This is a genomic window from Streptomyces sp. NPDC087270 (genome assembly GCF_044744625.1).
Classification (GTDB): domain Bacteria; phylum Actinomycetota; class Actinomycetes; order Streptomycetales; family Streptomycetaceae; genus Actinacidiphila.
Genome location: NZ_JBIUYR010000005.1, coordinates 93,842 through 117,785, shown reverse-complemented (window position 1 = coordinate 117,785; position 23,944 = coordinate 93,842). Strand labels below are relative to the sequence as shown.

The 23,944-nt window shown below is 73.1% G+C and carries 21 protein-coding genes; 6 read left to right on the top strand and 15 right to left on the bottom strand.

The window, feature by feature from the left end; translation table 11 throughout:
* Positions 1–244: 244 nt before the first annotated feature.
* The 6 genes from ACIPAE_RS11910 to ACIPAE_RS11885 form a co-directional block, all read right to left on the bottom strand.
* Positions 245–1,288 (bottom strand): serine hydrolase domain-containing protein, encoded by a 1,044-nt coding sequence (locus tag ACIPAE_RS11910; RefSeq protein ID WP_402445037.1) that lies wholly within the window; start codon positions 1,286–1,288, stop codon positions 245–247.
* A gap of 182 nt (positions 1,289–1,470) precedes the next feature.
* Positions 1,471–2,394, bottom strand: a complete 924-nt coding sequence (locus ACIPAE_RS11905; protein ID WP_402444635.1) for a DUF6895 family protein — start codon at positions 2,392–2,394, stop codon at positions 1,471–1,473.
* Positions 2,391–3,506: a DUF6895 family protein gene (locus ACIPAE_RS11900; protein WP_402444634.1), complete on the bottom strand. Its 1,116-nt coding sequence runs from the start codon at positions 3,504–3,506 to the stop codon at positions 2,391–2,393. Before ACIPAE_RS11900 ends, ACIPAE_RS11905 begins: the two co-directional genes overlap by 4 nt.
* Before the next feature lie 104 nt (positions 3,507–3,610).
* Positions 3,611–4,444 (bottom strand): hypothetical protein, encoded by an 834-nt coding sequence (locus tag ACIPAE_RS11895; RefSeq protein WP_402444632.1) that lies wholly within the window; start codon positions 4,442–4,444, stop codon positions 3,611–3,613.
* Between the two features lie 16 nt (positions 4,445–4,460).
* Positions 4,461–4,646, bottom strand: a complete 186-nt coding sequence (locus tag ACIPAE_RS11890; RefSeq protein WP_329362726.1) for a hypothetical protein — start codon at positions 4,644–4,646, stop codon at positions 4,461–4,463.
* A 282-nt stretch (positions 4,647–4,928) separates the two neighbouring features.
* Entirely contained in the window at positions 4,929–5,777 is an 849-nt protein-coding gene (locus ACIPAE_RS11885; protein ID WP_402444629.1) for an aldo/keto reductase, read from the bottom strand.
* A gap of 216 nt (positions 5,778–5,993) precedes the next feature.
* On the opposite strand from ACIPAE_RS11885, the gene ACIPAE_RS11880 reads away from it, so the two are divergent.
* Both ACIPAE_RS11880 and ACIPAE_RS11875 read left to right on the top strand, forming a co-directional pair.
* Positions 5,994–6,410, top strand: a complete 417-nt coding sequence (locus tag ACIPAE_RS11880; protein ID WP_329362723.1) for a VOC family protein — start codon at positions 5,994–5,996, stop codon at positions 6,408–6,410.
* Positions 6,411–6,543: 133 nt separating this feature from the next.
* Positions 6,544–8,970 carry an excinuclease ABC subunit UvrA gene (locus tag ACIPAE_RS11875; protein WP_366410235.1) on the top strand — a complete coding sequence of 809 codons (2,427 nt, stop codon included), beginning with the start codon at positions 6,544–6,546 and terminating at the stop codon, positions 8,968–8,970.
* On the opposite strand, the gene ACIPAE_RS11870 is transcribed toward ACIPAE_RS11875, so the two are convergent.
* On the bottom strand, positions 8,955–10,307 hold the full coding sequence (locus tag ACIPAE_RS11870) for an amidase (protein WP_402444626.1): 1,353 nt from the start codon (positions 10,305–10,307) through the stop codon (positions 8,955–8,957). The genes ACIPAE_RS11875 and ACIPAE_RS11870 overlap by 16 nt on opposite strands.
* A gap of 114 nt (positions 10,308–10,421) precedes the next feature.
* Complete coding sequence (locus ACIPAE_RS11865; protein WP_402444624.1) at positions 10,422–10,970, bottom strand: ATP-binding protein; 549 nt, start codon at positions 10,968–10,970, stop codon at positions 10,422–10,424.
* A gap of 188 nt (positions 10,971–11,158) precedes the next feature.
* Here ACIPAE_RS11865 and ACIPAE_RS11860 point away from each other — a divergent pair, with 188 nt between their 5' ends.
* Positions 11,159–11,542, top strand: a complete 384-nt coding sequence (locus ACIPAE_RS11860; RefSeq protein WP_329362717.1) for a VOC family protein — start codon at positions 11,159–11,161, stop codon at positions 11,540–11,542.
* A gap of 25 nt (positions 11,543–11,567) precedes the next feature.
* On the opposite strand, the gene ACIPAE_RS11855 is transcribed toward ACIPAE_RS11860, so the two are convergent.
* From ACIPAE_RS11855 to ACIPAE_RS11845, 3 genes are read right to left on the bottom strand one after another with little or no spacing between them, the layout of a single operon-like run.
* Complete coding sequence (locus ACIPAE_RS11855; RefSeq protein WP_402444622.1) at positions 11,568–12,356, bottom strand: SDR family oxidoreductase; 789 nt, start codon at positions 12,354–12,356, stop codon at positions 11,568–11,570.
* Positions 12,353–12,997, bottom strand: a complete 645-nt coding sequence (locus ACIPAE_RS11850) for a GNAT family N-acetyltransferase (RefSeq protein WP_402444621.1) — start codon at positions 12,995–12,997, stop codon at positions 12,353–12,355. The genes ACIPAE_RS11855 and ACIPAE_RS11850 overlap by 4 nt, the downstream gene beginning before the upstream one ends.
* Positions 12,998–13,050: 53 nt before the next feature.
* The gene (locus ACIPAE_RS11845; RefSeq protein WP_329362713.1) at positions 13,051–13,692 is read right to left on the bottom strand and encodes a TetR/AcrR family transcriptional regulator; all 642 of its coding nucleotides are present in this window, start codon (positions 13,690–13,692) and stop codon (positions 13,051–13,053) included.
* A 264-nt stretch (positions 13,693–13,956) separates the two neighbouring features.
* Here ACIPAE_RS11845 and ACIPAE_RS11840 point away from each other — a divergent pair, with 264 nt between their 5' ends.
* Positions 13,957–14,931 (top strand): zinc-binding dehydrogenase, encoded by a 975-nt coding sequence (locus ACIPAE_RS11840; protein ID WP_402444619.1) that lies wholly within the window; start codon positions 13,957–13,959, stop codon positions 14,929–14,931.
* Between the two features lie 198 nt (positions 14,932–15,129).
* Here ACIPAE_RS11840 and ACIPAE_RS11835 read toward each other — a convergent pair whose 3' ends face one another.
* Positions 15,130–16,356: a lipase family protein gene (locus tag ACIPAE_RS11835; RefSeq protein WP_329362710.1), complete on the bottom strand. Its 1,227-nt coding sequence runs from the start codon at positions 16,354–16,356 to the stop codon at positions 15,130–15,132.
* A gap of 390 nt (positions 16,357–16,746) precedes the next feature.
* On the opposite strand from ACIPAE_RS11835, the gene ACIPAE_RS11830 reads away from it, so the two are divergent.
* Positions 16,747–18,102: a PucR family transcriptional regulator gene (locus tag ACIPAE_RS11830; RefSeq protein ID WP_402444616.1), complete on the top strand. Its 1,356-nt coding sequence runs from the start codon at positions 16,747–16,749 to the stop codon at positions 18,100–18,102.
* 10 nt (positions 18,103–18,112) lie between these two features.
* Here the strand turns inward: ACIPAE_RS11830 and ACIPAE_RS11825 are convergent, their stop codons facing one another.
* From ACIPAE_RS11825 to ACIPAE_RS11815, 3 genes are all read right to left on the bottom strand, one after another.
* Positions 18,113–18,961, bottom strand: coding sequence for a carbohydrate ABC transporter permease (locus ACIPAE_RS11825; RefSeq protein ID WP_329373711.1), 849 nt, complete (start codon positions 18,959–18,961; stop codon positions 18,113–18,115).
* Between the two features lie 157 nt (positions 18,962–19,118).
* Positions 19,119–20,039, bottom strand: coding sequence for a sugar ABC transporter permease (locus ACIPAE_RS11820; protein WP_328474759.1), 921 nt, complete (start codon positions 20,037–20,039; stop codon positions 19,119–19,121).
* Positions 20,040–20,137: 98 nt separating this feature from the next.
* Positions 20,138–21,487, bottom strand: a complete 1,350-nt coding sequence (locus tag ACIPAE_RS11815) for an extracellular solute-binding protein (protein ID WP_329362706.1) — start codon at positions 21,485–21,487, stop codon at positions 20,138–20,140.
* A gap of 395 nt (positions 21,488–21,882) precedes the next feature.
* Between ACIPAE_RS11815 and ACIPAE_RS11810 the strand changes: the two genes are divergently transcribed.
* Positions 21,883–23,898, top strand: coding sequence for an ATP-binding protein (locus ACIPAE_RS11810; RefSeq protein ID WP_402444614.1), 2,016 nt, complete (start codon positions 21,883–21,885; stop codon positions 23,896–23,898).
* Positions 23,899–23,944 lie beyond the last annotated feature (46 nt).

Below are 23,944 nucleotides of genomic sequence, written 5' to 3'. Positions count from 1 at the left end.
GCGCACTTTCGCGATGCGGCCCGACAGGAAGTGCGCCCCTGCCTGTCAAGGTCGATCACCATCGGATGGGGTGGAGCTTGCGGGGCCCCACCCTGGTGTACCTGCCGCGCTGAGTCGTTTCAGGCGCCGCTGGGATGCACGGCGGTGACTGATGGCGCACCCGCAGTCGATGCGGCGCGCCGCCCGGCCGTACCTGCACATGCATACCTGCGCATGGAGATCTGCGAGGCGGTGGACGGCGGCGTCAACGGTTTCGGGGTGGAGCGGTGAGGGAGTGGAGGAGGGTGTAGCAGGTGTTGATCAGTGCGCAGGTGCGGTCGTGGCGGGTGGCGGTGCCGATGACGGCGGTCGCGGTGGCCGGATGGAAGCCGAGGAAGGACTGGTGGCCGAAGGTCGCGCCGGCGTGGAAGAGGATCGGGCCGCCGAAGGCCGGGTGCAGGTACCAGGTGAGGGTGTGGGTGTGGCGGTGGCCCAGGCCGCGCCGGAGCTGGGGGACCTGGACGTCGCTCAGGGCGTCGCGCAGGGGCACGGGGGCACCGGGCGCGTCGGGGGTGCCGGGCGCGTCGGGGGAGAGGAGGGCTTCGGCGTAGCGCAGCAGGTCGCCGGGGGTGGCACGGATCGCACCGGCCGAGGTGAACGCCGCCATGTCGGTGGGGGGCAGCGGGGTACGGCCGTCGGGGCGGTGGCCGATCGCGGCGGTGGCGGCGGGGCTGCCCGCGGGGGCGGGGCCGATGGTGGTCCGCGCCAGGCCGAGCGGGCGCAGCACGCGCTCGGTCAGGAGGGTGGCGTAGTCGCTGCCCACGGCGCCCTCCAGGGCCGGGCCGAGCAGGGCGAGGCCGAGGTTGGAGTAGTGCCAGTGGCTGCCGGGGGCGTGCCGGGTGCGGGTGCGGGCGAAGGCGCGCAGCAGCCGCTCGCGGTCGTAGCCGGCGTAGCCGTTGGTGTACGGCCGCAGCAGCGCGCCGGGGATCAGGTCGCGCGGCACCCGGGGCAGCCCGGAGGTGTGGGTGGCCAGGTGCCGCAGGGTGATGGCGCGGGAGTTGGGGTGCGGAAGTTCCAGCCCCGGCAGGTGTGCGGCGAGCCGGTCGTCCAGGCCGAGCGCCCCCTCCCGGGCCAGTTCGGCGAGCAGCAGGACCGTGAACGTCTTGGAGAGCGAGCCCAGTTCGTAGCTGAGCGACGTGCGCGGCAGCCGGGGGTCGGCGGTGCCGCCGGTGGCGACGGTCCGGCGGCCGGCGCGGCTGACGGCCAGCACCAGGTCGGGCGCGCGGACCTGCGTCAGCGCCTCCTCCAGCCGGGCGGCGACATCGGCTTCGGGGTCGGCCCCGGTTGCGCCTCCGGTTTCGGCACGCGAGCTGCGGCTGCCGGTGCCGGTGCCGGTGTCGTCGCCGGCCTCCGTGTCGGTTCGGTGGCCGGGGCGGGAGCCGGGGGCGGCCGGGTGCGGGGCGGACGCGGGCCGCCTTGCCGCGGGCCCGCTCACGCGGCGACGTCCGACGACAGCGCCCGGGAGGTGGCCATCGCGGAGGCGAACGCCGCGACCAGCGTGGGGTGGTGGACGATGTCGAAGACCGTGGCCGGGCTCCCGGTGGGCATCTCGTGCTGTACGGGCATCGCGCCGTCGGCGGACTGCGCGGCCGCGTACCGCTCCCACAGCTGCGCGTCGAGCGTCGGCCGGGGCAGGCACGCGTCGACCACGAGCAGCTCGCCCAGCAGGTCCCAGTGCTCCAACTCGGCCCAGTCCGTGGCCCATGCGGGCAGGTACAGCGCCAGGTAGGAGGCGATCCGCGGCGGCAGCCGGTCCGGCTCCGCGCCCCAGTCGGTGAGGTGGAAGACGGTGTGCGTGACGTCGTACGCGATGTGGAACTGCGCCGTCCACGGCTCCGGCGTGCGGCCCAACCAGGTGGCGGCGACGGCCTGTTCGAAGTCGCCGCTGGGGACCAGCCCGAGCTTGCGTTCCGCGTTGAGCAGGCCGAGCCGCCGGTTCGGCAGCATCTCGACCGCCTGCCAGCTCGCGGTGGTGCGGGCGAGGTCGATCGCTGCCTCCAATCCCGGGTGGCGGTGGCCGAGTTCGTGCAGGCTGCCGTAGATCTCCAGCGGCACCGGGGAGAGCGGTTCCTGGGCCTGGAGCTCGGCCAGCACGTTGCCGCCGTCGAGCAGGTCCCGCCAGGCGTAGTCGAGCAGCCGCACGGAGATGTCGTGCTGCCGCGAGCCGGCGATGCCCTCGCGGGCCAGGACCCGCATGTTGATCGCCAACTCGCCGATGGGCTTGAGGCGTTCGACCAGACCGCGGCCCGTTTCGCGGTCGTCGTCGGTGAGCCGGAAGTACTCGCGGTTGGCGTGCAGCCAGGCGAGTGCCTGGTCGCCGACACGGTGCAGGAGCGCGGGGGATGCGGCGGTCACGGCAGGACCTCGCTCTCGGCGGGTGCGGGTGCGGGTGCGGGTGCGGGTGCGGGTGCGGACGGGGACGCGGGTGCGGCGGAAACGGCGGGGGCGGCGTTCTCCGCGAGCGCGGCAGGAGCGGTACGCGCCAGGGTCGCGGCGAAGGCGATCACCAGCGTGGAGTGGTAGCAGCCGGTGAACTCCTCCTCGGGCGGGGCGCCTTCGGGCGGCCCGTCACCGGTCTCGGGCACGGCGCCGTCCGGGCGCTGCGCCGCCGCCAGCACCCGCCAGGCCGCCGGGTCGTACGGCGCGCCCGGCGTGCACGCGGCGACGGCGAGGAGTTCGCCGGCCAGGTCCCACTGCCGCTCCTCCAGCCAGCTCGTGGTCCACGCCGGCAGCCACAACCGCAGGTAGCCGGCGACGGGTTCGGCCATCCGGTGCGGGGCGCGGCCCCAGTCGGTGACGTGGTAGACGTCGTGGGTGACGCCGTACGCGGTGCGCAGGTCCAGCGCCCACGGCTCGGGTCGGCAGCCCAGGCCGGTCCGCGCGAGCACGGCGGCGAAGTCGGCGTGCGGCGGCAGGCCGATCCGCCGCTCGGCGTTGAGGACGTTGAGCGTGCGGGTGTGGTCCGCGCGGGCGAGCTGCCACAGCCGCAGCCCGGTGGTGGCCGCCATCAGTTCCTCGGCGGCCGGGTTGCGCAGGCCGGCCCGGGCGAACACCCCGTACAACTCGACCGGGTAGGTCGCCTGCGGTTCGCCGCGGACCAGGTCGGCGAAGAGCTCGCCGCCGCGGGTCTCCTTCCAGGCGAAGGCGAACAGGTCGTCGGCCAGGGCGCGCACCCCCGGCTGGGGGTGGCAGCCGCGCACCACGTCGGTCAACTCGGCCAGCTCGCCCAGCGGTTTGAGCGTGAGGTTCGGGTCGGCGTCGGTCGCCACGTCGGCCGGCAGCCGGAAGGACGGCCGCATCGCGTCGATCCGGGCGAGCGCGCCGGCCGCGATCCGGTCCAGCAACTCGGCGTCCGGGTGGGGTACTTCGCCCTGGGCGCCGGGTCGGGCGGGGAAGTCCGGTGAGCCCGGGGGGACTTGGCGGTCTCGGCCCGGCGCGGCCCGCGTGGCGCCGACCCGGTCCGACACGCCCGGCGCTTCCGCCGCCCCTGCCCCTGCCCCCGCCCCCGGCCGAGCCGGACCGGACGCGGCCGCACCCGCGCCCGGTCCCGTGGCCCCGCTCCCGCCCGCGCTCACCGCGCCCCGCGCCCGTAGAAGCGCCGGGCGACCGCGGCGTGCAGGGCCACCCGGGGGTCGCCGCCGCTCATCCGCAGGACGTAGACCAGCCCCGTGTCCAGCCCGAGGGAGTCCGGTACGTCCGGTACCCGGGCCAGCCAGCGCCCGATGCCCGCGGCCTGGAGCCAGTCGCGGCGGCGGACCGCCCGGACGAAGCCGCGGGCCAGGTCCTCGGTGCGCGCGGTCAGCCCGTCGGCGATGGCGGGTGCCAGGCCGGGCAGCGACAGGGCGCCGAGCTGGGAGGCCCGGTGGGCGAGCTTGGGCCACGGGTCGGAGTACAGCCAGTCGGTGCCCGCCTGCGGCTCGGCCGGCCGGCCGTCCTGTCCGCCGTCGCCGGAACCGCCCACGCTGTGACCCGCGCCGTATCCGCCCGCGCCGTATCCGCCCGCGCCGTATCCGCCCGCGCCGGAACTCCCGGGCAGGAAGGCGCGGGACGCCTCCACCAGCCCCCGGTAGCTCCACACGGACACGTCGGAGGCGTCGGCGGCCGGCGGATAGGCGGCGAGCGCCTTCCGCACGATCGCCTCGTCCGCGAGGCCGGCTCCGCCCGGGCGCGTCGCGTCGCCGCGCCCCGCGGCCCGGCTGCTCGTCGTGTCGGCGGCCGGCGCGTACGGCGCCAGCACATCCGCCCCCAGGACCCTGATCGCGGCGAGTGCGACCGGGTCGTCCTGCGCGAGGACACCCGACAGCGCGTAGGAGTCGTGCCCGCCGTCGAGGGCGAGCACGACTCCCGTGGCGATGTCGGCGACCACAGCGCTCAGCGAGGTGTTCCCTTGCGGCTGCTCGGCCAACGTGTCGCCTTCCGCGTCAGCGGGTGTCCGTCTTCGGACGCGGGGTAGGCGGTGAGATCAGAAGCAGGCCCGCGAGCAGGAGTCCTGCGCCGCACTCACGGGTGTCGCGGTAGATGCCTTCCGGTTCTGCGGAATCCAGCAGTCCTTCGACCTCAGCGGCAAGGGCTGCCGTCTCGACCGGGGCTGTCAGCTCCGAAGCCATGGGACCATCTCCTCTTGATCGGCTTGGATCTTCAGGATGGCATTCGGTTCAATAGCCCGCAAATCCGACATTTGTCCCCGGGCGTGTCGTGCTCCCAGCCCGTGCTGGGACGGCGATCCGCGCGTCGCGGGCCGCCCGCCGCGCCCGCCGCCGCGCACCCCGTAGCGCGCCGGCCAGCCGGCCCCGGACCGTAAGCGCACACGTCGAGCCCCCACGCGGCCGGGTGCCCCACGCGGTCAGGCGCCCCACGTGTCGAGCACCCGTCGCGCGCGGGCCCGCCGCTCAGAACTCCTCGTGCTGCTCCGGGTCGCCGCCCAGCCGCCGCCGCTCGCTGGCCGTGATCGCCGCCAATTCCTCCTCGGACAGCTCGAATCCGAAGATGTCCAGGTTGTCGCGCTGCCGCTGCGGGTCACCCGACTTGGGGATCGGCACCGCGCCGAGCTGGGTGTGCCAGCGCAGCACCGCCTGGCCGGGCGTGCAGTCGTGCGCCTCGGCGACCGCCTTCACCGCGGGGTCGGCCAGCAGGTCGCTGCCACGGCCGAGCGGGCTCCAACTCTCCACCGCCACGCCCTTGCCGGCGAGCTGACCGCGCAACTCCTCCTGCGGGAACAGCGGGTGCATCTCGATCTGGTTCACCGACGGCAGCACGCCCGTCTCGCGCTCCAGCCGGTCGATGTGCGCGGCGGTGAAGTTCGAGACCCCGATCGACCGCACCGCGCCCTCCTCGCGCAGCTTGACCATCGCCCGCCAGGAGTCGACGTACTTGTCCACCCTCGGCAGCGGCCAGTGGATCAGGTAGAGGTCGACGTACTCCAGGCCGAGCCGCTTGCGGGACTCCTCGAACGACGCGAGCGTCTCGTCGTAGCCGTGGTGGCGGCCGGGCAGCTTCGTGGTGACCACGATCTGCTCGCGCGGCAGCCCGCTGTGCCGCACGCCGCGGCCGGTGCCGGTCTCGTTGCCGTAGTTCACCGCGGTGTCGATCAGCCGGTAGCCGAGCCGGACCGCCTCGGCGACCGCCCGCTCCGCCTCGGTGTCGTCCATCGGATACGTGCCCAGGCCGAGCCCCGGCAGCCGCGTGCCGTCGTTGAGCTCGCGCACCGGTGCCGTGGCGGCGGGTGAAACAGGGGACATGGGGGGACCACTCCGTTCCCTACGATCGCTGTACGTTCCCGCCATTGTCCTCCTGCGCCCCGCGCGACCTGGGGGGACACCCGCCATGTCGCCCGCGGCACGGTCGGCGCGGACCGGTCGCAGCACGGTCGGCGCGCACTGGTCGTGGACCGGTCGGCGCGGACCGGTCAGGAATGGAGAAGCGGGCCGCGCGGCCCCGCCCGTAGCGTGAAGCGCATGGACCTCACACTCTCCCAGTGCTTCATCGCCGTCGACGACCACGACAAGGCGCTCGCCTTCTACCGCGACGTGCTCGGTCTCGAAGTGCGCAACGACGTCGGGTTCGAGGGCATGCGGTGGGTCACCGTCGGCTCGCCGTCGCAGCCCGGCGTCGACATCGTGCTCGAACCGCCGCTCGCGAACCCGAACGCCTCGCCCGCCGACAAGGAGGCCATGGCCGAACTGCTCGCCAAGGGCATGCTGCGCGCCGTGATCTTCGCCACCGACGACTGCGACGCGACCTTCGAGCGCATCCGCGTCGCGGGCGCCGAGGTGCTCCAGGAGCCGATCGACCAGCCGTACGGGGTGCGCGACTGCGCCTTCCGCGACCCGGCCGGCAACATGCTGCGCTTCCACCAGCCCAGCAAGCGGTGATCGCGGGCAGCGGTGATCCCGGGCACCCGGTGATCTGTGGACATACCGCGCCGAGCTGGTTGGATCGGGTGCAGGAGACGCCGACCGAGGACCGGACCCGTGCGGGCGGCCCCGCGGAGCAGATGGAGAGAGCATGAGCACGGCCAGGAAGACCGCCGCGAAGAGCGGCGCCAAGGCCGCCGGCCGCGCGCCCGAGCCGCGGCTCGCCGACGACCACGACCTGATCCGGGTGCACGGCGCCCGCGTGAACAACCTCAAGGACGTCAGCGTCGAGATCCCGAAGCGCCGGCTGACGGTGTTCACCGGCGTGTCCGGCTCGGGTAAGAGCTCCCTGGTCTTCGGCACCATCGCCGCGGAGTCGCAGCGGCTGATCAACGAGACGTACAGCGCCTTCGTCCAGGGCTTCATGCCGACGCTGTCCCGGCCCGAGGTCGACGTGCTGGAGGGGCTGACCACCGCGATCATCGTCGACCAGCAGCGGATGGGCACCGACGCGCGCTCCACGGTCGGCACCGCCACCGACGCCAACGCGATGCTGCGCATCCTGTTCAGCCGGCTCGGCACCCCGCACATCGGCCCGCCGAGCGCCTACGCCTTCAACGTCCCCTCGGTCCGGGCCAGCGGCGCGATGACCGTCGAGCGCGGCGCCAAGAAGGCGCAGAAGGTCACCTACCAGCGCACCGGCGGCATGTGCCCGCGCTGCGAGGGCCGCGGCACCGTCTCCGATATCGACCTCGAACAGCTCTACGACGAGTCCAGGTCCCTCAACGACGGCGCGATCACCGTGCCCGGCTACAAGGGCGGCGGCTGGAACTCGCGGCTCTACATCGAGTCGGGTTTCTACGACCCGGACAAGCCGGTCGGCCGGTTCAGCAAGAAGGAACTGCACGACTTCCTGCACCACGAGCCGGTCCGGATGAAGATCGCGGGCATCAACATGACCTACGAGGGTCTGATCCCGCGTGTCGAGAAGTCGATGCTCTCCAAGGACCGGGACTCCCTCCAGCCGCACGTGCGGGAGTTCGTGGACCGGGCGGTCACGTTCACCGCCTGTCCCGAGTGCGGGGGGACCCGGCTCAGCGAGGGCGCGCGCTCGTCGCGGATCGGCCGGATCAGCATCGCCGACGCCTGCGCGATGCAGATCAGCGACCTGGCCGACTGGGTGCGCGGCCTGGCCGAGCCCTCGGTGGCGCCGCTGCTCACCGCGCTCGGCGACACCCTCGACTCGTTCTCCGAGATCGGCCTCGGCTACCTCTCGCTCGACCGGCCGTCGGGCACGCTGTCGGGCGGCGAGGCGCAGCGGGTGAAGATGATCCGCCAGCTCGGCTCCTCGCTCACCGACGTGACCTACGTCTTCGACGAGCCGACCGTCGGCCTGCACCCCCACGACATCCAGCGGATGAACGACCTGCTGCTGCGGCTGCGCGACAAGGGCAACACGCTGCTGGTGGTGGAGCACAAGCCGGAGACGATCCGGATCGCCGACCACGTGGTGGACCTCGGCCCCGGCGCCGGCCCGGGCGGCGGCTCCGTCTGCTTCGAGGGCACCGTCGAGGGGCTGCGGGCCGCCGACACCGTCACCGGCCGGCACTTCGACGACCGGGCCGTGCTGAAGGAGACCGTGCGCGAGCCCACCGGCGTGCTGCCCATCCGCGGGGCGACGACGCACAACCTGCGGGACGTGGACGTCGACATCCCGCTCGGGGTGCTGGTCGTGGTCACCGGCGTCGCCGGCTCGGGCAAGAGCTCGCTCGTGCACGGATCGCTCGGCAGCGGCCGGGCCGGCGCCGACGCGGGGGTGGTGTCGATCGACCAGAGCCCGATCCGCGGCTCGCGGCGCAGCAACCCGGCGACGTACAGCGGCCTGCTGGACCCGATCCGGAAGGCGTTCGCGAAGGCGAACGGTGTGAAGCCGGCGCTGTTCAGCGCCAACTCCGAGGGCGCCTGCCCCCATTGCAACGGCACCGGCGTCATCTACACCGACCTGGCCATGATGGCGGGCGTCGCGAGCGTCTGCGAGGTGTGCGAGGGGAAGCGGTTCGAGGCGTCCGTGCTCGACTACCACCTGGGCGGGCGCGACATCAGCGAGGTGCTGGCGATGCCGGTGGCGGAGGCGGCGGAGTTCTTCGGCGCGGGGGACGCGCGGACCCCGGCCGCGCACGCCGTCCTCGGCCGGCTCGCCGACGTCGGCCTCGGCTACCTCAGCCTCGGCCAGCCGCTCACCACGCTGTCCGGCGGGGAGCGGCAGCGGCTCAAGCTGGCCACGCACATGGCCGACAAGGGCGGCGTCTACGTCCTCGACGAGCCGACCACCGGCCTCCACCTCGCCGACGTCGAGCAACTGCTCGGCCTGCTCGACCGCCTCGTCGACGCCGGCAAGTCGGTGATCGTGGTCGAGCACCACCAGGCGGTCATGGCGCACGCCGACTGGATCATCGACCTGGGCCCCGGCGCCGGCCACGACGGCGGGCGGATCGTCTTCGAGGGCACCCCCGCCGACCTGGTCGCCGCCCGCTCCACCCTCACCGGCGAGCACCTGGCGGATTACGTCGGCGGCTGAGCGGCCGGCGGGGCGGTCGGCCGAGTGGTCGGCTGAGCGTTCAGCCGAGCCGGCGGAAGGAGCAGCGGGGCGACGGCGCGGGCCCAGGCGAGGAGCTGCTCGTCGGCTCCCGCGCGAGCGACCCACTGGGAGCCGAGCGGGAGCCCGTCGGGGGTCCGGTCGGCGGGCAGGGCGAGCGACGGCCAGCCCGCGTGGCTCCAGGGCAGGCACATGACGGGGTCGCCCGTGTCGGACAGGCCGTGGGGCGCGGGGCCGGTGGCGGCCGGGCAGATCCAGAGGTCGACCCCGGCCCGGTCGGTCGCCGCGAGCAGCCCGGCGCGGAAATCGTCGCGCGCCGCCAGCGCCTCCTCGTAGCGGGTGCGGGAGATCGCGAGCCCCTGGCGGACGGTGGCCGCGGACTGCTCCCGGTAGAGGTCGCCGTGGCGGGGGAACCACTCGGCGTGGCTGCGCGCGGCCTCGTGGCGGTTCACGGCGAACACGTCGTCGGCGGTGCGGGCGAAGTCCGCGAACATCGGCACCCTGCGCACCGCGCACCCGGCCCGCGTGAGGGCCGCCACCTGCCGTTCGAGCGCCGTACGCGCCTGCGCCCCGGCCCGGTCCAGGTAGGGCCCGTCGGGCACGCCGAACACCGGAGGGCGCCGCCCGGCGTCGCGTACCACCGGCTGCCAGCCGTCGCACAGCGCGGCGGCCGCCACCTCCACCGCGGCGGGGGTCGCGGCGAAGATCCCGAGGGTGTCGAAGGTCGGCGCGTTGGGGACGACACCGTCGATCGGGATACGGGAGACGGTCGGCTTGAACCCGACGACACCGCAGTACGCCGCCGGCCGGATCAGCGATCCGCCCGTCTGCGTGCCGATCGCCAGGGGCACCATGCCGGCCGCGACCGCTGCCGCCGACCCGCTGCTGGAGCCGCCGGGCGTGTGGTCCAGCGCGTGCGGATTGCGGGTGGGGCCCGGTGCGGACATCGCGAACTCGGCCGTCACGGTCTTCCCCGCGACCACGGCCCCGGCCGCGCGGAGCCGGTCCACGACGGACGCCTGCGCGCCCTCGAACACCTCGGCGGGCAGCCGTGATCCGGCGCGCGTCGGCAGCCCGTCCACGCGCACGATGTCCTTGACCGCGACCGGCACACCGAACAGCGGCGGCCGCGCCCCGTCCACCGACGGGCACGCGTGCACCGCCGCCAGCTCCTGGTGAACGCGCCTCCGCCGGGCGGCACTTGTCTCCGACCCGGCGACGAACGCGTGAACGGCCCGGTCCCGCAGGTCGATCCGGTCGCACAGCTCGTCGGCCGTCACCGACGCCGCACCTTCCATGTCGTACGTTCTCAGGTCCACGACGGCCAGCGTGCCAGATGCGCGGAGCGGTGCGCCGGTGGGAGACGCGAGGGAGACGCGCGGGGGGGTGCGGGTACGGGTTCGTCCGGGCGCCGGCCGGCCCGAACTCGGCGGTCAGGCGCGGGTGCTGCGCAACTCGGCCCACACCCGCTTGCCGCGGCGCAGCGGGGTGGCGCCCCAGGTCTCGGCGAGGGCCGTGACCACGACGAGGCCGCGGCCGCGCTCGTCCTGGGGGTCGGGGATGCGCAGCACCGGGAGTTCGGGGGAGTGGTCGGTCACGGCGACCCGGACGAGCTGCCCGCCCGGCCGGGTGATCGACACCCGCAACCGCGAACCGGTGGTGTGCCGGGCCGCGTTGGCGACCAGCTCACCGACCACCGCGGCGGTGTCCTCGGCCAGGTCGTCCAGCGCCCACACGCTCAGCACGATCGTGACGAGGTTCCGCGCGGACCGCGCGCTCTGCGGCGCGCAGGGCAGCGTCGCCTCGTAGCCGGGGCGGCCGCGCGGATTGGCGACGGTGGTGACGGTCATCTGGATCTCGATGGGCTGGAGATGTGCGGTGGGGTCGGCGGTGTCGGCGATGTCGGTGCGGTCGGTGGGATCGGCTAGCTCCTGCCCGCCGTCGGCGCTCCTCGCACCACGGTTAGCCGGAATGCGCGGCAATTCCCACCATTCGGCCGTAGCGAGCAGGCATGGCGCGCGCCGGACGCCCGACGTACGCGGCGCCGGCCGAATCCGCCCGACCGGCTCGGTACGCTCGCCGGGTAGCAGGTACGGCCCGTACCTGCTACGCCCGAACGTCCGTACCCCGTACCCCGTACCCCCGTGCCGGAAGGAACCGTGCAGCCGCCATGCGTGTCGACCGCCTTGACCACCTCGTCCTGACCGTCCGGGACATCGACGCCGCCATCGCCTTCTACGCGGGGGTGCTCGGGATGACCGAGGTGACCTTCCGGGGCGGGCGGAAGGCGCTCACCTTCGGGCACAGCAAGATCAACCTGCACCGGGCGGGGCACGAGTTCGAACCGAAGGCCGCGCGGCCGACACCGGGCAGCGCCGACCTGTGCCTGGTGGTGGAGCAGCCGCTGGACGAGGTCGTCGCCGAACTCGCCGGGCACGGTGTCGCGGTGGAGGAGGGGCCGGTCGAGCGGACCGGGGCGACCGGAGCGATCACGAGCGTGTACGTCCGCGACCCGGACGGCAACCTCGTGGAGTTGAGCACCTACCCGTCCTGAACCGGGCGGCTGGGCGCGACGCGCCCTACGCGAGGCCGCCGTTGCTGTACAGGAGCTGCCCGTTGATCCACTGGCCGCGCGGCGAGCAGAGGAAGTCCACCAGGTGCGCGGTGTCGCGCGGGGTGCCGAGGCGGCCGAGCGGGGTCTGCGCCACGAGGTCGTCGCGGAGTCCGTCCGTCATCCAACCGGTGTCCACCGGGCCGGGGTTGACGACGTTGGCGGTGACGCCCAGGTGGGCGAGTTCCCTGGCCGCGGCCTGGGTGATCCGGTCCAGCGCGCCCTTGCTGGCGCCGTAGGGCAGGTTGCCGACGGTGTGGTCGCTGGTCAGCGCGATGATCCGCCCGGTGCCGTGGGCCCTGGTGAACCGGCGGCCGAACTCCCGTACCAGCAGCCAGCTCGCGCGGGCGTTGACCGCGAAGTGGCGGTCGAAGCTCTCGACGCTCGTGTCCAGCAGGCCCGAGTCGACCGACTCGCAGTGGCACATCACCAGCGCGGTCACCGGCCCGAGCCGCCGCTCGACCACGTCGAACACCCGTGCCGCCGCGTCCACTTCGGCCAGGTCGGCCTCGATCGCGGCAGTGGCCGCGCCGCGCCCGGCCAGGTCGGCCGAGACCGCCTCGACCGCGCCGTCCTCCACCCCCCACGCCATCCGCGCGTCGTACGGGTTCCAGTAGCTGAACGCGATGTCCCAGCCGGAGTCGGCCAGTTGCGCGGCGATCCCCGCGCCGATCCCGACCGTCCGCCCCACACCGGTGACCAGCGCGAGCGGGCGGGACGCGGAGACGGCACGGGAGCTGTCGGCGGAAGTCGTCACGGTCCGCGATCCTCGGCCACCCCCGACCCTCCCGGCAACCGGTTTACGGCCCCCGCGGGTCCTACGGCCGGGACGCGCGGCGCCCTTGCCATCCGCAGGTTCGGGAGGCGCCCGTGCCACAACTCGCGCTCGCCGGTGGGCCGGAAGCCGTGGCGGGCGTAGAAGCGGACCGCGGCTTCGTTGTACGACGTCACCCACAGCCGGGCGGGGTCGGCGCCGGTCCAGCCGAGGAAGTCGGTCATCAGGCGGCCGCCGACACCGTGGTCGCGCGCCTCGGGCAGCAGATACATCGGGCCGAGGGTGACCACGTGGGAGCCGGGCGTTGGGCGCCGGGTGCCGCCCGGCGTCCCTTCGCCGGCCGGCTCGCGCAGCCCGCACAGGAAGCCCGCCACGCCGTCGCCGTCCACCGGTCGTACCGCCCGGCAGAACGTCCGATCCGGGCGGTCCCGCGCGTCCGCGATCACCGCCCGCCAGCGGGCGACACCCGGCGGGGCCGTCACCGGGCCGATGTGCTCGGTGATCCAGGCCGCGTCGATGCCCGCGTCGGCGTTCGGGTAGGTCTCCAGCCAGGTCCGCAGGTGGACGTCCGCGAGGGCGGCGGCCTCGTCGGGGTGCGGGGTGTCGATCCGGTGGCGGTGCACGGTCCCCAGTGTGGGGGAACCGACCGGTGGGGCCCCTGCGGTTCCGGGCGGGCTCACTTCGGGGCGGGCGCGGACCAGCCGTTGGCCACGGAGATGACGGCACCGGCGAGTTGGGCGGATCGGCGGGCGATCTCCTGCGGGGGCGAGGGCATCCCCTGGTCCAGCCACCAGGTGATCGACTGGGTGAACAGGGCGCCGAGCACGGAGGCCGCGAGGCCGTCGGCGGTGCCCGTGGCCGGAAGGTGCGGCCGGGTCATGTCCGCCAGCGACGCCTGCATCCTCGCCGCGAACCACGTGCTGCCGCGCTTGCCGAGCAACGCGCCGTAGAAGCGGTGGTACTGGGCGATGTGCTCGAAGAACGAAACCCACCGCTCGGCGTCGGTCCGGGTGCCGGCGGGCGCGGCGGCGCGGTCGGGTGGGGTGCCGTGGTCGGTCGGGGCGGTGGCGGAGGAGCCGGGCGGGGCATCCGCCATGGAGCCGTGCAGGTCGGCCATCGCGTCGTCGAAGATCTGCTCGACCAGGTGGAACTTGTCGCGGTAGTTCCGGTAGAAGGCGGCCCGGCTGACCATCGCCCGCTCGGTGATCCCGCCGACGGTGACGCGGTCGAAGCCGCGCTCGTCGATCAGCTCGATCAGCGCGTCCCGCAGCAGTTTGCGGGTGCGCCGGACCCGGACGTTCTCGGTGGGCTGGGACACTTCGCGCTCCTTGTCCACAACGGGACACGTCGGTCGATCTGTTGCTTGCCGCTGCCGCCGGCGGAACGCGAGGCTGGTCACGGAACCGCTGCCCCGAACGAGACGTGCCGACCGGTCGGACACTCGCTGCCCTGATCGGGACATGCTGTCTCGATCGGGAGCAACTGTCAACGCAGACGCCGGCGCGCGCACTCCGCGTTCACGTACCTCGTCCGCGCCCGCTCCGTCCGCCCGTCCGCCCGTCCGCCTTTCGAGGAGCCACCCGTGAAAGCCATCCGAGTCCGCGAGTTCGGCCCGCCGGACGTCCTGCGCGTCGAGGACGTCGAGATCCCCGCCCCCGCCGAGGGCGAAGTGCTCGTCGCCGTGGAGGTGGCGGGACTGTCGTACGGCGATGTGATCGTCAGGTCCGGCCGCTACCCGTTCCCGCTGCCGTACGTGCCCGGCCTGGAGGTCGGCGGGCGGGTCGTGGCGGCGGGCCCGGGTACCGATCCGGCGCTGGTCGGTGCCCGGGTGGTGGCCGCGACCGTCGGAATGAGCGGCGGGTACGCCGAGTTCGCCGTCGCCGAGGCCGTCAACGCCCATCGCGTGCCCGAGGCGCTGGGGCTGGACACGGCCGTCGCCGTCGCCCAGTCCGGCGCCCTCGCGATCGGGATGCTCGCCGCGATCGCGCCGCGGCCGGGCGAGAGCGTGCTGGTCACGGCTGCCGCGGGCCGGATCGGCTCGCTGCTGGTGCAGCGGGCCGGGGTGCTGGGCGCGGGCACGGTGATCGGTGCGGTCGGCGGCGGTGAAAAGGCCGCCGCCGCACGCGAGTTCGGCGCTGACGTGGTCGTGGACTACACCGACGCGGACTGGGCCGCGCAGGTCCGCGAGGCGACCGCCGGGCGCGGCGCAGACGTCGTCCTTGACGCGGTCGGCGGTGACACCGCCGTGCAGGCGCTCGCCGCGACCGCCGACGGCGGCGGCCGGTTCGGCCTGTACGGGTTCACGTCCGGGCGCTGGGCCGAGCTGGACCCCCTCGCGATCGCCGGGCGCGGTCTGGCCGTGATCGGTGTGCTCGGCATCGTCTTCGCCAAGCCCGCCGCGGAGCAGCGCGCCGACGTCGCCCTGGCCCTCGCCGAGGCCGCGGCGGGCCGGCTGGTGCCCCGGGTGCACGCCTCCTTCCCGCTGGAGCGCGCCGCCGACGCCCACGCCGCCGTCGAGGGCCGCGCCAACGTCGGGGCGGTGCTGATCGCTCCCTGAACCCGCTCGTGCCCAGGGGCTGTTCGCTGCCCGAAGCGAAATGCCCGAGGCGCCTGCCCGGTGCGGCAGGGCAGGCGCCTGGAGGGCTCGGCCGGATCAGGCCGGCGCGAGGTGTCGGTCGAGGCGTCGGTCCAGATGTCGGTCCAGGTGTCGGTCGAAGTGTCGGTCGAGTCGGTCGATGTGCCGGCAGACGTGCCGTCAGCAGGAGCTGTTCGGCGGCTTGTTCGCGAAGCGGTTCGCCAGGAAGACCTCGACCGACACGGCGCGGGCGGCGGCCTCCTCGGCGTGCTCGCCGAGCAGGTCGCGGACCTTCTCGACGGTGCCGCCGGCCGCGCACCAGCCGCTGACGGCGGTGTTGTCCTGGCCGACGGGCACGATCTCGTCGGTGTTGGCGTGGTAGTCGTAGACGGGAGTGGTGGGGGCGGCGGAGCCGAGGGTGTTGGCGCGCAGGACGGCCGCGACCGAGGGGACGGCGAGCGGGTCGGACACGGAGGTGTCCTCGTTGAGCTTCCGGAAGGCGTAGGCCGGCAGGATGTTCAGCTCGCAGGTGCCCTTGATGGACGCGAAGTCCTGCTGCCCGCGGGAGTTGAGCAGTCCGTTGATGCCGGACTCCGGGAACTCGGTGGCGAGGCCGTACGCGGCGGCGAACTCGAAGCCGGCGAAGGCGGTGCCGTCGATGTAGCTCGCGACCGAGGACGGGTCGGAGGGCAGCCCGCCGATCGCGGCACCGGCCAGCTTCACCTCGGGCGCGTAGGACGGCTGGAGCTGCGCGGCCCAGCCGGTCGCCTCGGCGCCGCCCGAATAGCCGTCCAGCGCCCAGGGGTTGGCAGGACCGATGCCCGCGGTGTCGAACGCCTTCACCGCGCGGATGCCGTCGAGCACGGCGTGCCCGGCCTGCGGCCCGGCGAGGAACACCGACTTGGGCCCCTCGAAGTCGGGCACCGCCACCGCCCAGTTGGCCGCGAGGAGCTGGGCGCCCAGCGCGGCGTCCTGCACGTCCTTGCCGGTGGCGATCTGGTACGAGGGGGCGCAACTGGTGCCGACGCTGTCCTCGGGAGTCTGGAGCGAGACCACCGGCCGCGGCCCGGACCCGGTCCAGGCGGTCTTGGGCACCACCAGGGTGGTCACGGCCAGCTCGGCCTGCCCGTGCGAGTCGTTGGTGCGGTAGGAGATCTGCCAGGCGTTCACCGGGACGGAGATGCCGAAGAGGTTGACGCCCGGCACCGGGCGGCTGTCGACGACGGAGCCGGGCGCGTACGAGGCGATGTCGGCCGGGGCCGCGTAGAAGGGGTCCTGGTCCGGCACGGTGGAACCGGGTGCGGTGGTGGCGGACGGTGCCGCGGCCGACGCGCTCGCGGCGGCGGGCAGGAACATGCAGGTGCAGGCCAGAGCGGCGGTCACGGCCAGGGCGTAGGGCTTGCGCACGGCTCTCCTCGAGTCCTCGGGGGTGGGGGAGTGGTGGTGGGGCGGGCGGGTGCCCGCCGCGGCGGCAGGCCGGACGGGTGACACGGCGCACGCGGGGTGCGTGGGACGGATCTGCCGTACGGGAATGACGGGATCGACGGGAACGACGGGATCGACGGGAACATCGGGCTCAGCGGGTCTCACGGGGTCACGCCATCATGTGCCGGGCCGGTACGCGATGAGCCTGGGGTGGTGGCGCAGACTTTCACCCGCCCGGTTGTGACCGGGCACAAAGCCGGGAGCGGCACTTCACACCGGGGTTACCCGTAGGTAATAGTGGAAGGTCCCGTATCCGGGCGCGTAGGGCCCCGCGATCCGACCCGCGCGCGCCCGCAACCCGCGAGGTGCCCTGTGACGACGCAGCCCGCGGCGGTGCAACGCCCCGCCGCCCCGATCACCATCGGCGGCACCCCGCTGGACAAGCGCCTGGTCACCGCCGTGCACGAGCTGGCCGCGCGCGTGGTCACCCGGCTGACCGAGCGGATTCCGGTGTACGCGTCCCTGCCCGCCGAGCAACTGCGGGGCGACATCACCGCGGTGGTGGTCCGCGCCATCCGCTCCTTCGCGCAGGTGCTGCGGACCGGGCAGCCGCCCACCGCCGCCCAGTTGGAGCTGACGCACCGCTCGGCGGCGCGCCGCGCGCAGGAGCACATCCCGCTGGACGCGGTGGTCGGGGCGTACTTCCTGGGTGCGTACGAGTGCCTGGACGAGGTGCTGGCGGAGGCCGGCCCGGAGGACCTGGCGGACGTGCTGGCCGCGCAGAAGCTGCTGCTGCGCTACCTCGACGCGGTCACCGCGTCGGTGTTCGCCGGGTACATCGCCGAGAGCCAGGCCGCGCTCGGCGAGCGGCAGAGCGCGCGTCAGGCGCTGCTGTCGGCCCTGCTGGACGGAGGCGCGGCGCGGCAGGCGGCCGAGCGCGCCGGGATGCGGCTGCCGGAGCGCTACTGGGTGGTGAGCGTGGCGGCCGCCCCGCACCCGGACGAGCACACGCCCGGCGTCGACCCGGGCATCGCCGCGGGCCGCAAGCTGCGCCGGATGCGGGCGGAGCTGGACCGCTGGGCGCACGGCGAGGCGCTGTCGGCGCTGTCGCCCGACGGCGGAGTGGCGCTGGTCCCGGCCGCCCCGGCACACGACACCACCCGGGACACGGCGCCGGCCCCCGGGGCCACCCCCGACACCACCGGCGTCCACGGCCTCACGGGCGCCGGCTGCCACGTCCCCGCCGCTGACTCCGCGGCTGACTCCGCGGCTGACTTCGACCGGCTGGCCGGACTCCTGCGGGACATGGCGCGGGCCTGTGGCGCCGAGCTGACCGCTGCGGCGGTCGCGGCGCCCCCGCAGGACGTCGCCGGGGCGGCGCGGCTGGCGGCCCGGATACGGCAGGTCGCCGAGAGCTGCGGGCGCGGCCCGGGCCTGTACCGGCTGGACGACGTGCTGCTGGAGTACCAGCTCACCCTGCCCAGCCCGGCCCGCGACCGGCTCGCCTCGCTGCTGCGCCCGCTGGAGGGCCGCGCGGACCTGCTGGAGACGTTGCGTACGTTCCTGGCCTGCGGGTTGGACCGGCGGCGCACCGCCGAGCGGTTGCACATCCACCCGAACACGGTGGACTACCGGCTGCGCCGGACCAGCGCGCTGACCGGGCTGAACGCCGCGCACGGCCCGGACCTGCCCAGGCTCCAGGCCGCGCTGGCGGCGTACGGCGCGTGAAGCGCGGGACTCAGCCCTTGCTCGACCCGAGGGACAGACCCGCGATGAACTGCCGCTGGAGGCACAGGTACACCACCAGCGTCGGGATCGCGGCGATCATCGCGGCCGCGGCGATGAGGTTCTGGTTGCTCACGAACTGCCCCTGGAGGTTGGCGAGCGCCGAGGTCACCGGCCGTTTGTCGCCCGACGACATCAGGGTGATCGCCCAGAAGAAGTCGTTGTAGATCCAGGTGGTCAGCAGCGTCGCGAGCGCCGCCAGCGCCGGGCGGCACAGCGGCACGGTCAGCCGCCAGAACCGGGTCCACAGGCTGGCGCCGTCCACGAGCGCGGCCTCGTACATCTCACCGGGGATCGACTTCATGTAGTTGCTCAGCACGAACACGCAGAAGCCGAGCTGGAAGGAGACGTTGATGACGATCAGACCGAAGATCGAGTTGTACATCAGGCCGCTGTCGGCGAGGAAGTGCGGCAGCGGGATCTTCAGGTAGATCCGGTAGAGCGGGGTGATGATGACCTGCTGCGGCAGCAGGTTGCCGGCGGTGAAGACGATCAGCAGCGCCACGTTGATCTTCACGTTGACCCGGACCAGGACGAAGGCGACGCCGGCGGCCAGCGCCAGCACGATCACCACCGCCGGCACCGTGATCAGCACCGAGTTCCAGAAGAAGTGCGGCATGTCCGACTGCGACCAGGCGTCCCGGAAGTTCTGGAACGTCAGGTGGTGCGGCAGCGACACGTAGCCGTACTTGCTGGTGTCGGAGTAGGGGCGTACCGCCACGTAGAGGGCGAAGAGGATCGGCAAAATCCACAGCACCGACGCGACGATCAGGAACGCCTGCGAGGCGATCTGCCCGCGCAGCCGCGGCTTGGCACCGGGGCCGCCGACCCGCGGCGCCTCGGTCCGCGGCCGGGTAAGGGTCTCGGAGCTCACGCGTCCTCCTTGTTCGCTTCTCCGCCTGCTCGGCGAAGCCGCGGGCGGTCGCTTACCTGCACGTCGCCTGCCTCGCATGCGTCGCTCACGGGGTGTCCTCCCGGCGGAACGTCTGATAAAGGAAGATCGTGATCGGCACCAGGGAGATCACCAGGAGCACCACGCCCAGTGCGGAGCCGAAGCCGACCCGCTGGGTCTCGCCGACGATGTTGGAGGTCACCAGCACCGACAGCAGTTCGAGGCCGTTGATGCCCTTGTTGGTGATGTAGACCAGGTCGAAGGCGCGCAGGCTCTCGATGACGGTGACCACCATGATGACGATGTTGATCGGCTTCATCACCGGGAAGATCACCCGCCAGAAGGTCTGCCAGGGGTTCGCGCCGTCCATCAGCGCGGCCTCCCGCAGCGTCGGGTCGACGGCCTTGAGCCCGGCCAGGTAGAGGATCATCACGTACCCGGCCTGCCGCCAGGTCGCCTCCAGCAGCACCGCCCACAGGTTCAGATGGGGATTGCCGAGCCAGTCGATCGCGTTGTCGTTCCCGTTCCTGCCGATCACCGTGTTGATCAGACCGTAGTTCTGGGAGTAGACGAACTCCCAGATGATGCCGATCAGCGCCAGCGACAGCATCACCGGCAGGAAGAGCAGGCTCTGGTAGATCCGGGTGCCGCGCAGGCCGCGGTCGAGCAGCACCGCGAAGAGCATGCCCAGCGGGGTGGCGATCACCACGAAGACCGCCAGCCAGATCAGGTTGTGGCGGACCGCGGGCCAGAACTCGGGGTAGATGGTGGCGGCCTGGTGGTAGTTCTGGACGCCGTACCAGCAGCCGTTGTTGAGGATCGACGGCATGTTCGGCTTGCACGTCTTCTCGTGCAGGCTGCCCACGCCGTTCCACTTGGTGAACGACAGCAGGATTGTGCCGATCGCCGGGAACCACACGAAGGCCAGGTCGAGCAGCAGAGGTATGCCGAGCAGCAGCGCGACCACGATGCGGTCGCGGGCGGTCATCGTGCGCAACCGCCGACGGCGGCGCCGGACCGGGGACTTGAGGTCCTCGGGCTTGTCCGACACCGCCGCCGGGGTACGCCCCTGGGACGTAGCGCTCATCAGGAGTAGATCGCCTTCGCCTGCTTCTCCGCGCTCTGCTGGAGCTTGGTGATGTTGGAGGTGCTCGGGTCGTCGATGAACTTCTGGCAGATCGCGATCATCGCGTTGGCCATCGCCGGGTCGGAGTCGCGGTCCATGAACTGCGCGACCGCCTTGCACTTGGCGATCTCTTCCACCGACTTCTTCTGGATCGCGTTGTACGTCGGCACCTGGAGGCCGTTGACCAGGCCGACGTCCCACTGGTCGGTCTTGAGGTACGTCGACTCGGCCGGGCCGGTGCCGATGTACTCCAGGATCGCCTTGGCGGCGTCGGAGTTCTTGGCCTTCTTGCTGAGCATGAACCCGTCGGTGGGCGCGTCCATGTAGTCCTGTCCCCACTGCGGGTTGACCGCGGGGAAGGTGAAGAAGTCCAGGTCGGCCAGGTCGGCCTTGTCGGTCACGTACTGCGCGGCGACCTGGTTGGTGCCCTGGAACATCATCCCGGCCTGCTTGGCCTCCAGGGACTTGGCGGCGTCCTGCCACAGCCGGCCGTTGGCGCCGGTCTGCATGTAGGGCATGAGCTCGGCCCAGTGCTGGAAGACCGTGTGCACGCCCTGGTCGGTCCACGGGATCTTGTGGGTCATCAACTTGTTGTGGTAGTCGTACCCGTTGATCCGCATGTTGAGGATGTCGAAGGTGCCGAGCGCGGGCCAGCCGTCCTTGTCGGCGAAGGCGATCGGGATCAGCCCGTCCTTCTTCATCTGCTTCGCCAGCGCGATGTATTCGTCCCATGTGGTGGGAATGGTGTAGTGCCGCTTGGCGAACTCGCTCTTGTTGTAGAAGACCACCCACGGGTAGTTGTAGATCGGCACCAGGTACTGGTGGCCGTCAAGACCGGTGGAAAGCTTCTTCGCCGCGGGGCTGAAGCTGCCGCCTATCTTCTCCCACACATCGTCGATCGGCTCGACCAGGCCCTGAGCAGCGAAGTACTGCATGCGGTATCCGGCGAACCAGGTGAACAGGTCGTCCGGGGTGCCCTGCAGGTAGCTGGTGATGTTGTTCTGGAAGGTGTTGTGGTCGACCGTGTTGATCTTCACCTTCACCTTGCTGGACGCCGTCGCGGCGGTCGTCAGCGCGGCGAAGGCGGCCTTGGGCGCCGCGTCGGAGTAGTTCGACCCGAAGGTCACCGTGCTCCCCGCGACGGGCTTCTTGCTGCCCGAGTCCTTCTTCTTGTCGCCGGAACCACCGCACGCCGCGAGCAGGCCGCCGCCGGCGGCGGTCAGGCCGGCGACCCCGACGCCCTTGAGCAGGTTCCTGCGGGTCGCGGACAGCGGGCTGCCCGTGGTACCCGACGACTCGACCTCCGACATGGTGCCTCCATGTGTGTGTGGGCGTATCTGGTGGAACAGCTGGCGAAAACCCGGGTGTCGGAACCTCTCGGCGACGCTTCCCGCCGATCCGTTTCCAACAGAAGTCACCAAGATGAAACGCCATCGCAATCGCAGGGTAGTTCTACGCCACATGCAGAAGACCGTCAACGCCCTGCTGTCGATGCGTTGCCGGACCGTGATGCGCACACCGTGTTTAATCGTGTTCGCTTCCGTCAACTCGATAACGGGGTAGGCCGAACCGGCCGTGCGCGCGGGTGCGCCAGGCCGCGGCCGGTTGCCCGCCGAGGGCGGACGCGGTCTGCCCGTAACGCGCTGTTCGGCCTGATCGTGCCTACCGGCTGCCTTCGGCGCCTGTTCGATGCCACGCTGTCGTCATGAAGGGCTTCATTCCGCAGGAGACAACGAGTTTCGTGGGCCGCGGGCCCGAACTGGCCAGGTTGGACGGCCTGCTGGCGTCACGTCGGCTGCTCACGCTCACCGGCGCGGGCGGGGTCGGCAAGACCCGGCTGGCGCAGCGCGCGGCCACCCGGATGGCCACGTACGCGCCCGAACTCTTCCCCGACGGCGTGTGGTGGGCGGATCTGGCCACGCTCGACGGCGACGACCTGCTGCTCGCCACCGTCAGCGACGCGGTCGACCTGTCCGACCACTCGCCGCGGATGCCGGTCGACGCGCTGTGCGAATGGCTCGACGGCAAGCGGCTGTTGCTGGTGCTCGACTCCTGCGAGCACCTGGTCGACCCGGTCGCGCGCCTGGTCGGCGAGGTGCTCGCCAAGGTCCCTGGGCTGAGCGTGCTGGCCACCAGCCGCCGCCCGTTGGAGTGCGCGGCCGAACAGGTCATCGAGGTGGCCCCGTTGCCGGCCGGCCCCGACGCACTGGAGCTGTTCACCCAGCGCGTCGCCGACCAGGACCCGCACGCGCTGTCCGCCGAAGGAGCCGCCGAGGCCGCCGAGTCGATCTGCCGGCGGCTCGAAGGCATCCCGCTCGCCGTCGAGTTGGCCGCCGCGCAGGTCGGCCCGACCGTGTCCGTCGCCGATGTCGCCGCCCGCCTCGGCTCCCGCTTCGACGTGCTCGCCCGCCGCACCGGCTTCGTCTGGCCGCGCCGCCACCTGACGCTGCGCACCGCCATCGGCTGGAGCCACGAGCTGTGCGACCCGCCGGAGCGCCTGCTGTGGGCGCGGCTGACGGTCTTCCGCGGCTCCTTCGACCTCGCCTCCGCCCGCGCGGTCACCGCCGGCGCCCCGCTGGACGCCGACGCGGTCGCGGCCGGCGTGGAGCGGCTGGTCGCCCAGAGCGTGGTGCGCCGCGACGGCGAGCGCTACCGCATGCTCGACACCATCCGGGAGTACGGCCGCGAGTGGCTGCGCGAGCTCGGCGAGGAGGAGTCGCTGACCGCCCGCCACGCCGACCACTTCGTCGCGCTGGCCCGCTGGGCGGAGCACAGCTGGCCCGGCAGCGACCAGATCCACTGCTACCGCATCGTGGAGGACGCCCACACCGACCTGCGCACCGCGCTGGACCACCTGTCCGGCGACGACCCGGAGCGCGGCGCCGAACTCGCCGGGCTGCTGGTCTTCTTCTGGACCTGCTGCGGCCGGCTGAAGGAGGCCCGCGCGGCCCTGGAGGGCGCGCTGGCCGGCCCGGTCCCGCCCGGCCCGGCCCGGACCCGCGCACTGGCCGGACTCGGCGTCACGCTCACCCTCCAGGGCGAGTACGACGAGGCGTTACGCGTCAGCGACGAGGCGGTGCGCGCCGCCGACGCCGACGGCGACAAGGAGGGCGTCTTCGGCGCCGCCTACCTCGCCGGGTTACTGGCCCTGCTCACCGGCCGCGGCGAGGACGCCCGCCGCACGGTCCGCGACGTCCTCGCGGCGGCTCCCGGCTTCGCCTTCGACTCACCGGCGCGCCTGCGCTGCCACCTGGTGGAGATCTTCGCCCACACCGGCCTCGGCGACCTGGACCGGGCCCGCCGCGACGCGATCGAACTGCGCGCCCACTGCGAGGAGATCGGCGAGCGCTGGACCCGCTCCTACCTCGACTACCAGCTCTCCCTGATCGCCCTGTTCCAGGGCCACCCCGACGAGGCGGCCGACCGCGCCCGCGCCATGCTCGACGCCAAGCGGCAACTGGGCGACGCCTTCGGCACCGCGCTCGGCCTCGACGTGCTGGCCGCGGCGCTGGCCGCCGACGGGTCGGTCGAGCACGCCGCCCGGGTGTACGGCCACGGCGAGGCGGTCTGGCGCAGCGTCGGCCACCCGCAGCGCGGCACGCCCGAACTGCGCGCCGTCCGCGAGCAGTACGAGCGCACCGCCCGCGGCGCCCTCGGCGACACCCGCTACGCGCGGGCCTACGCGTCCGGCGCCGCCTCCCCGATGATGCCTGTGAGCTAGATCACCCGTGCGATGCGCCTGGGCCGTACGGTGGTTCGCGCGGCCC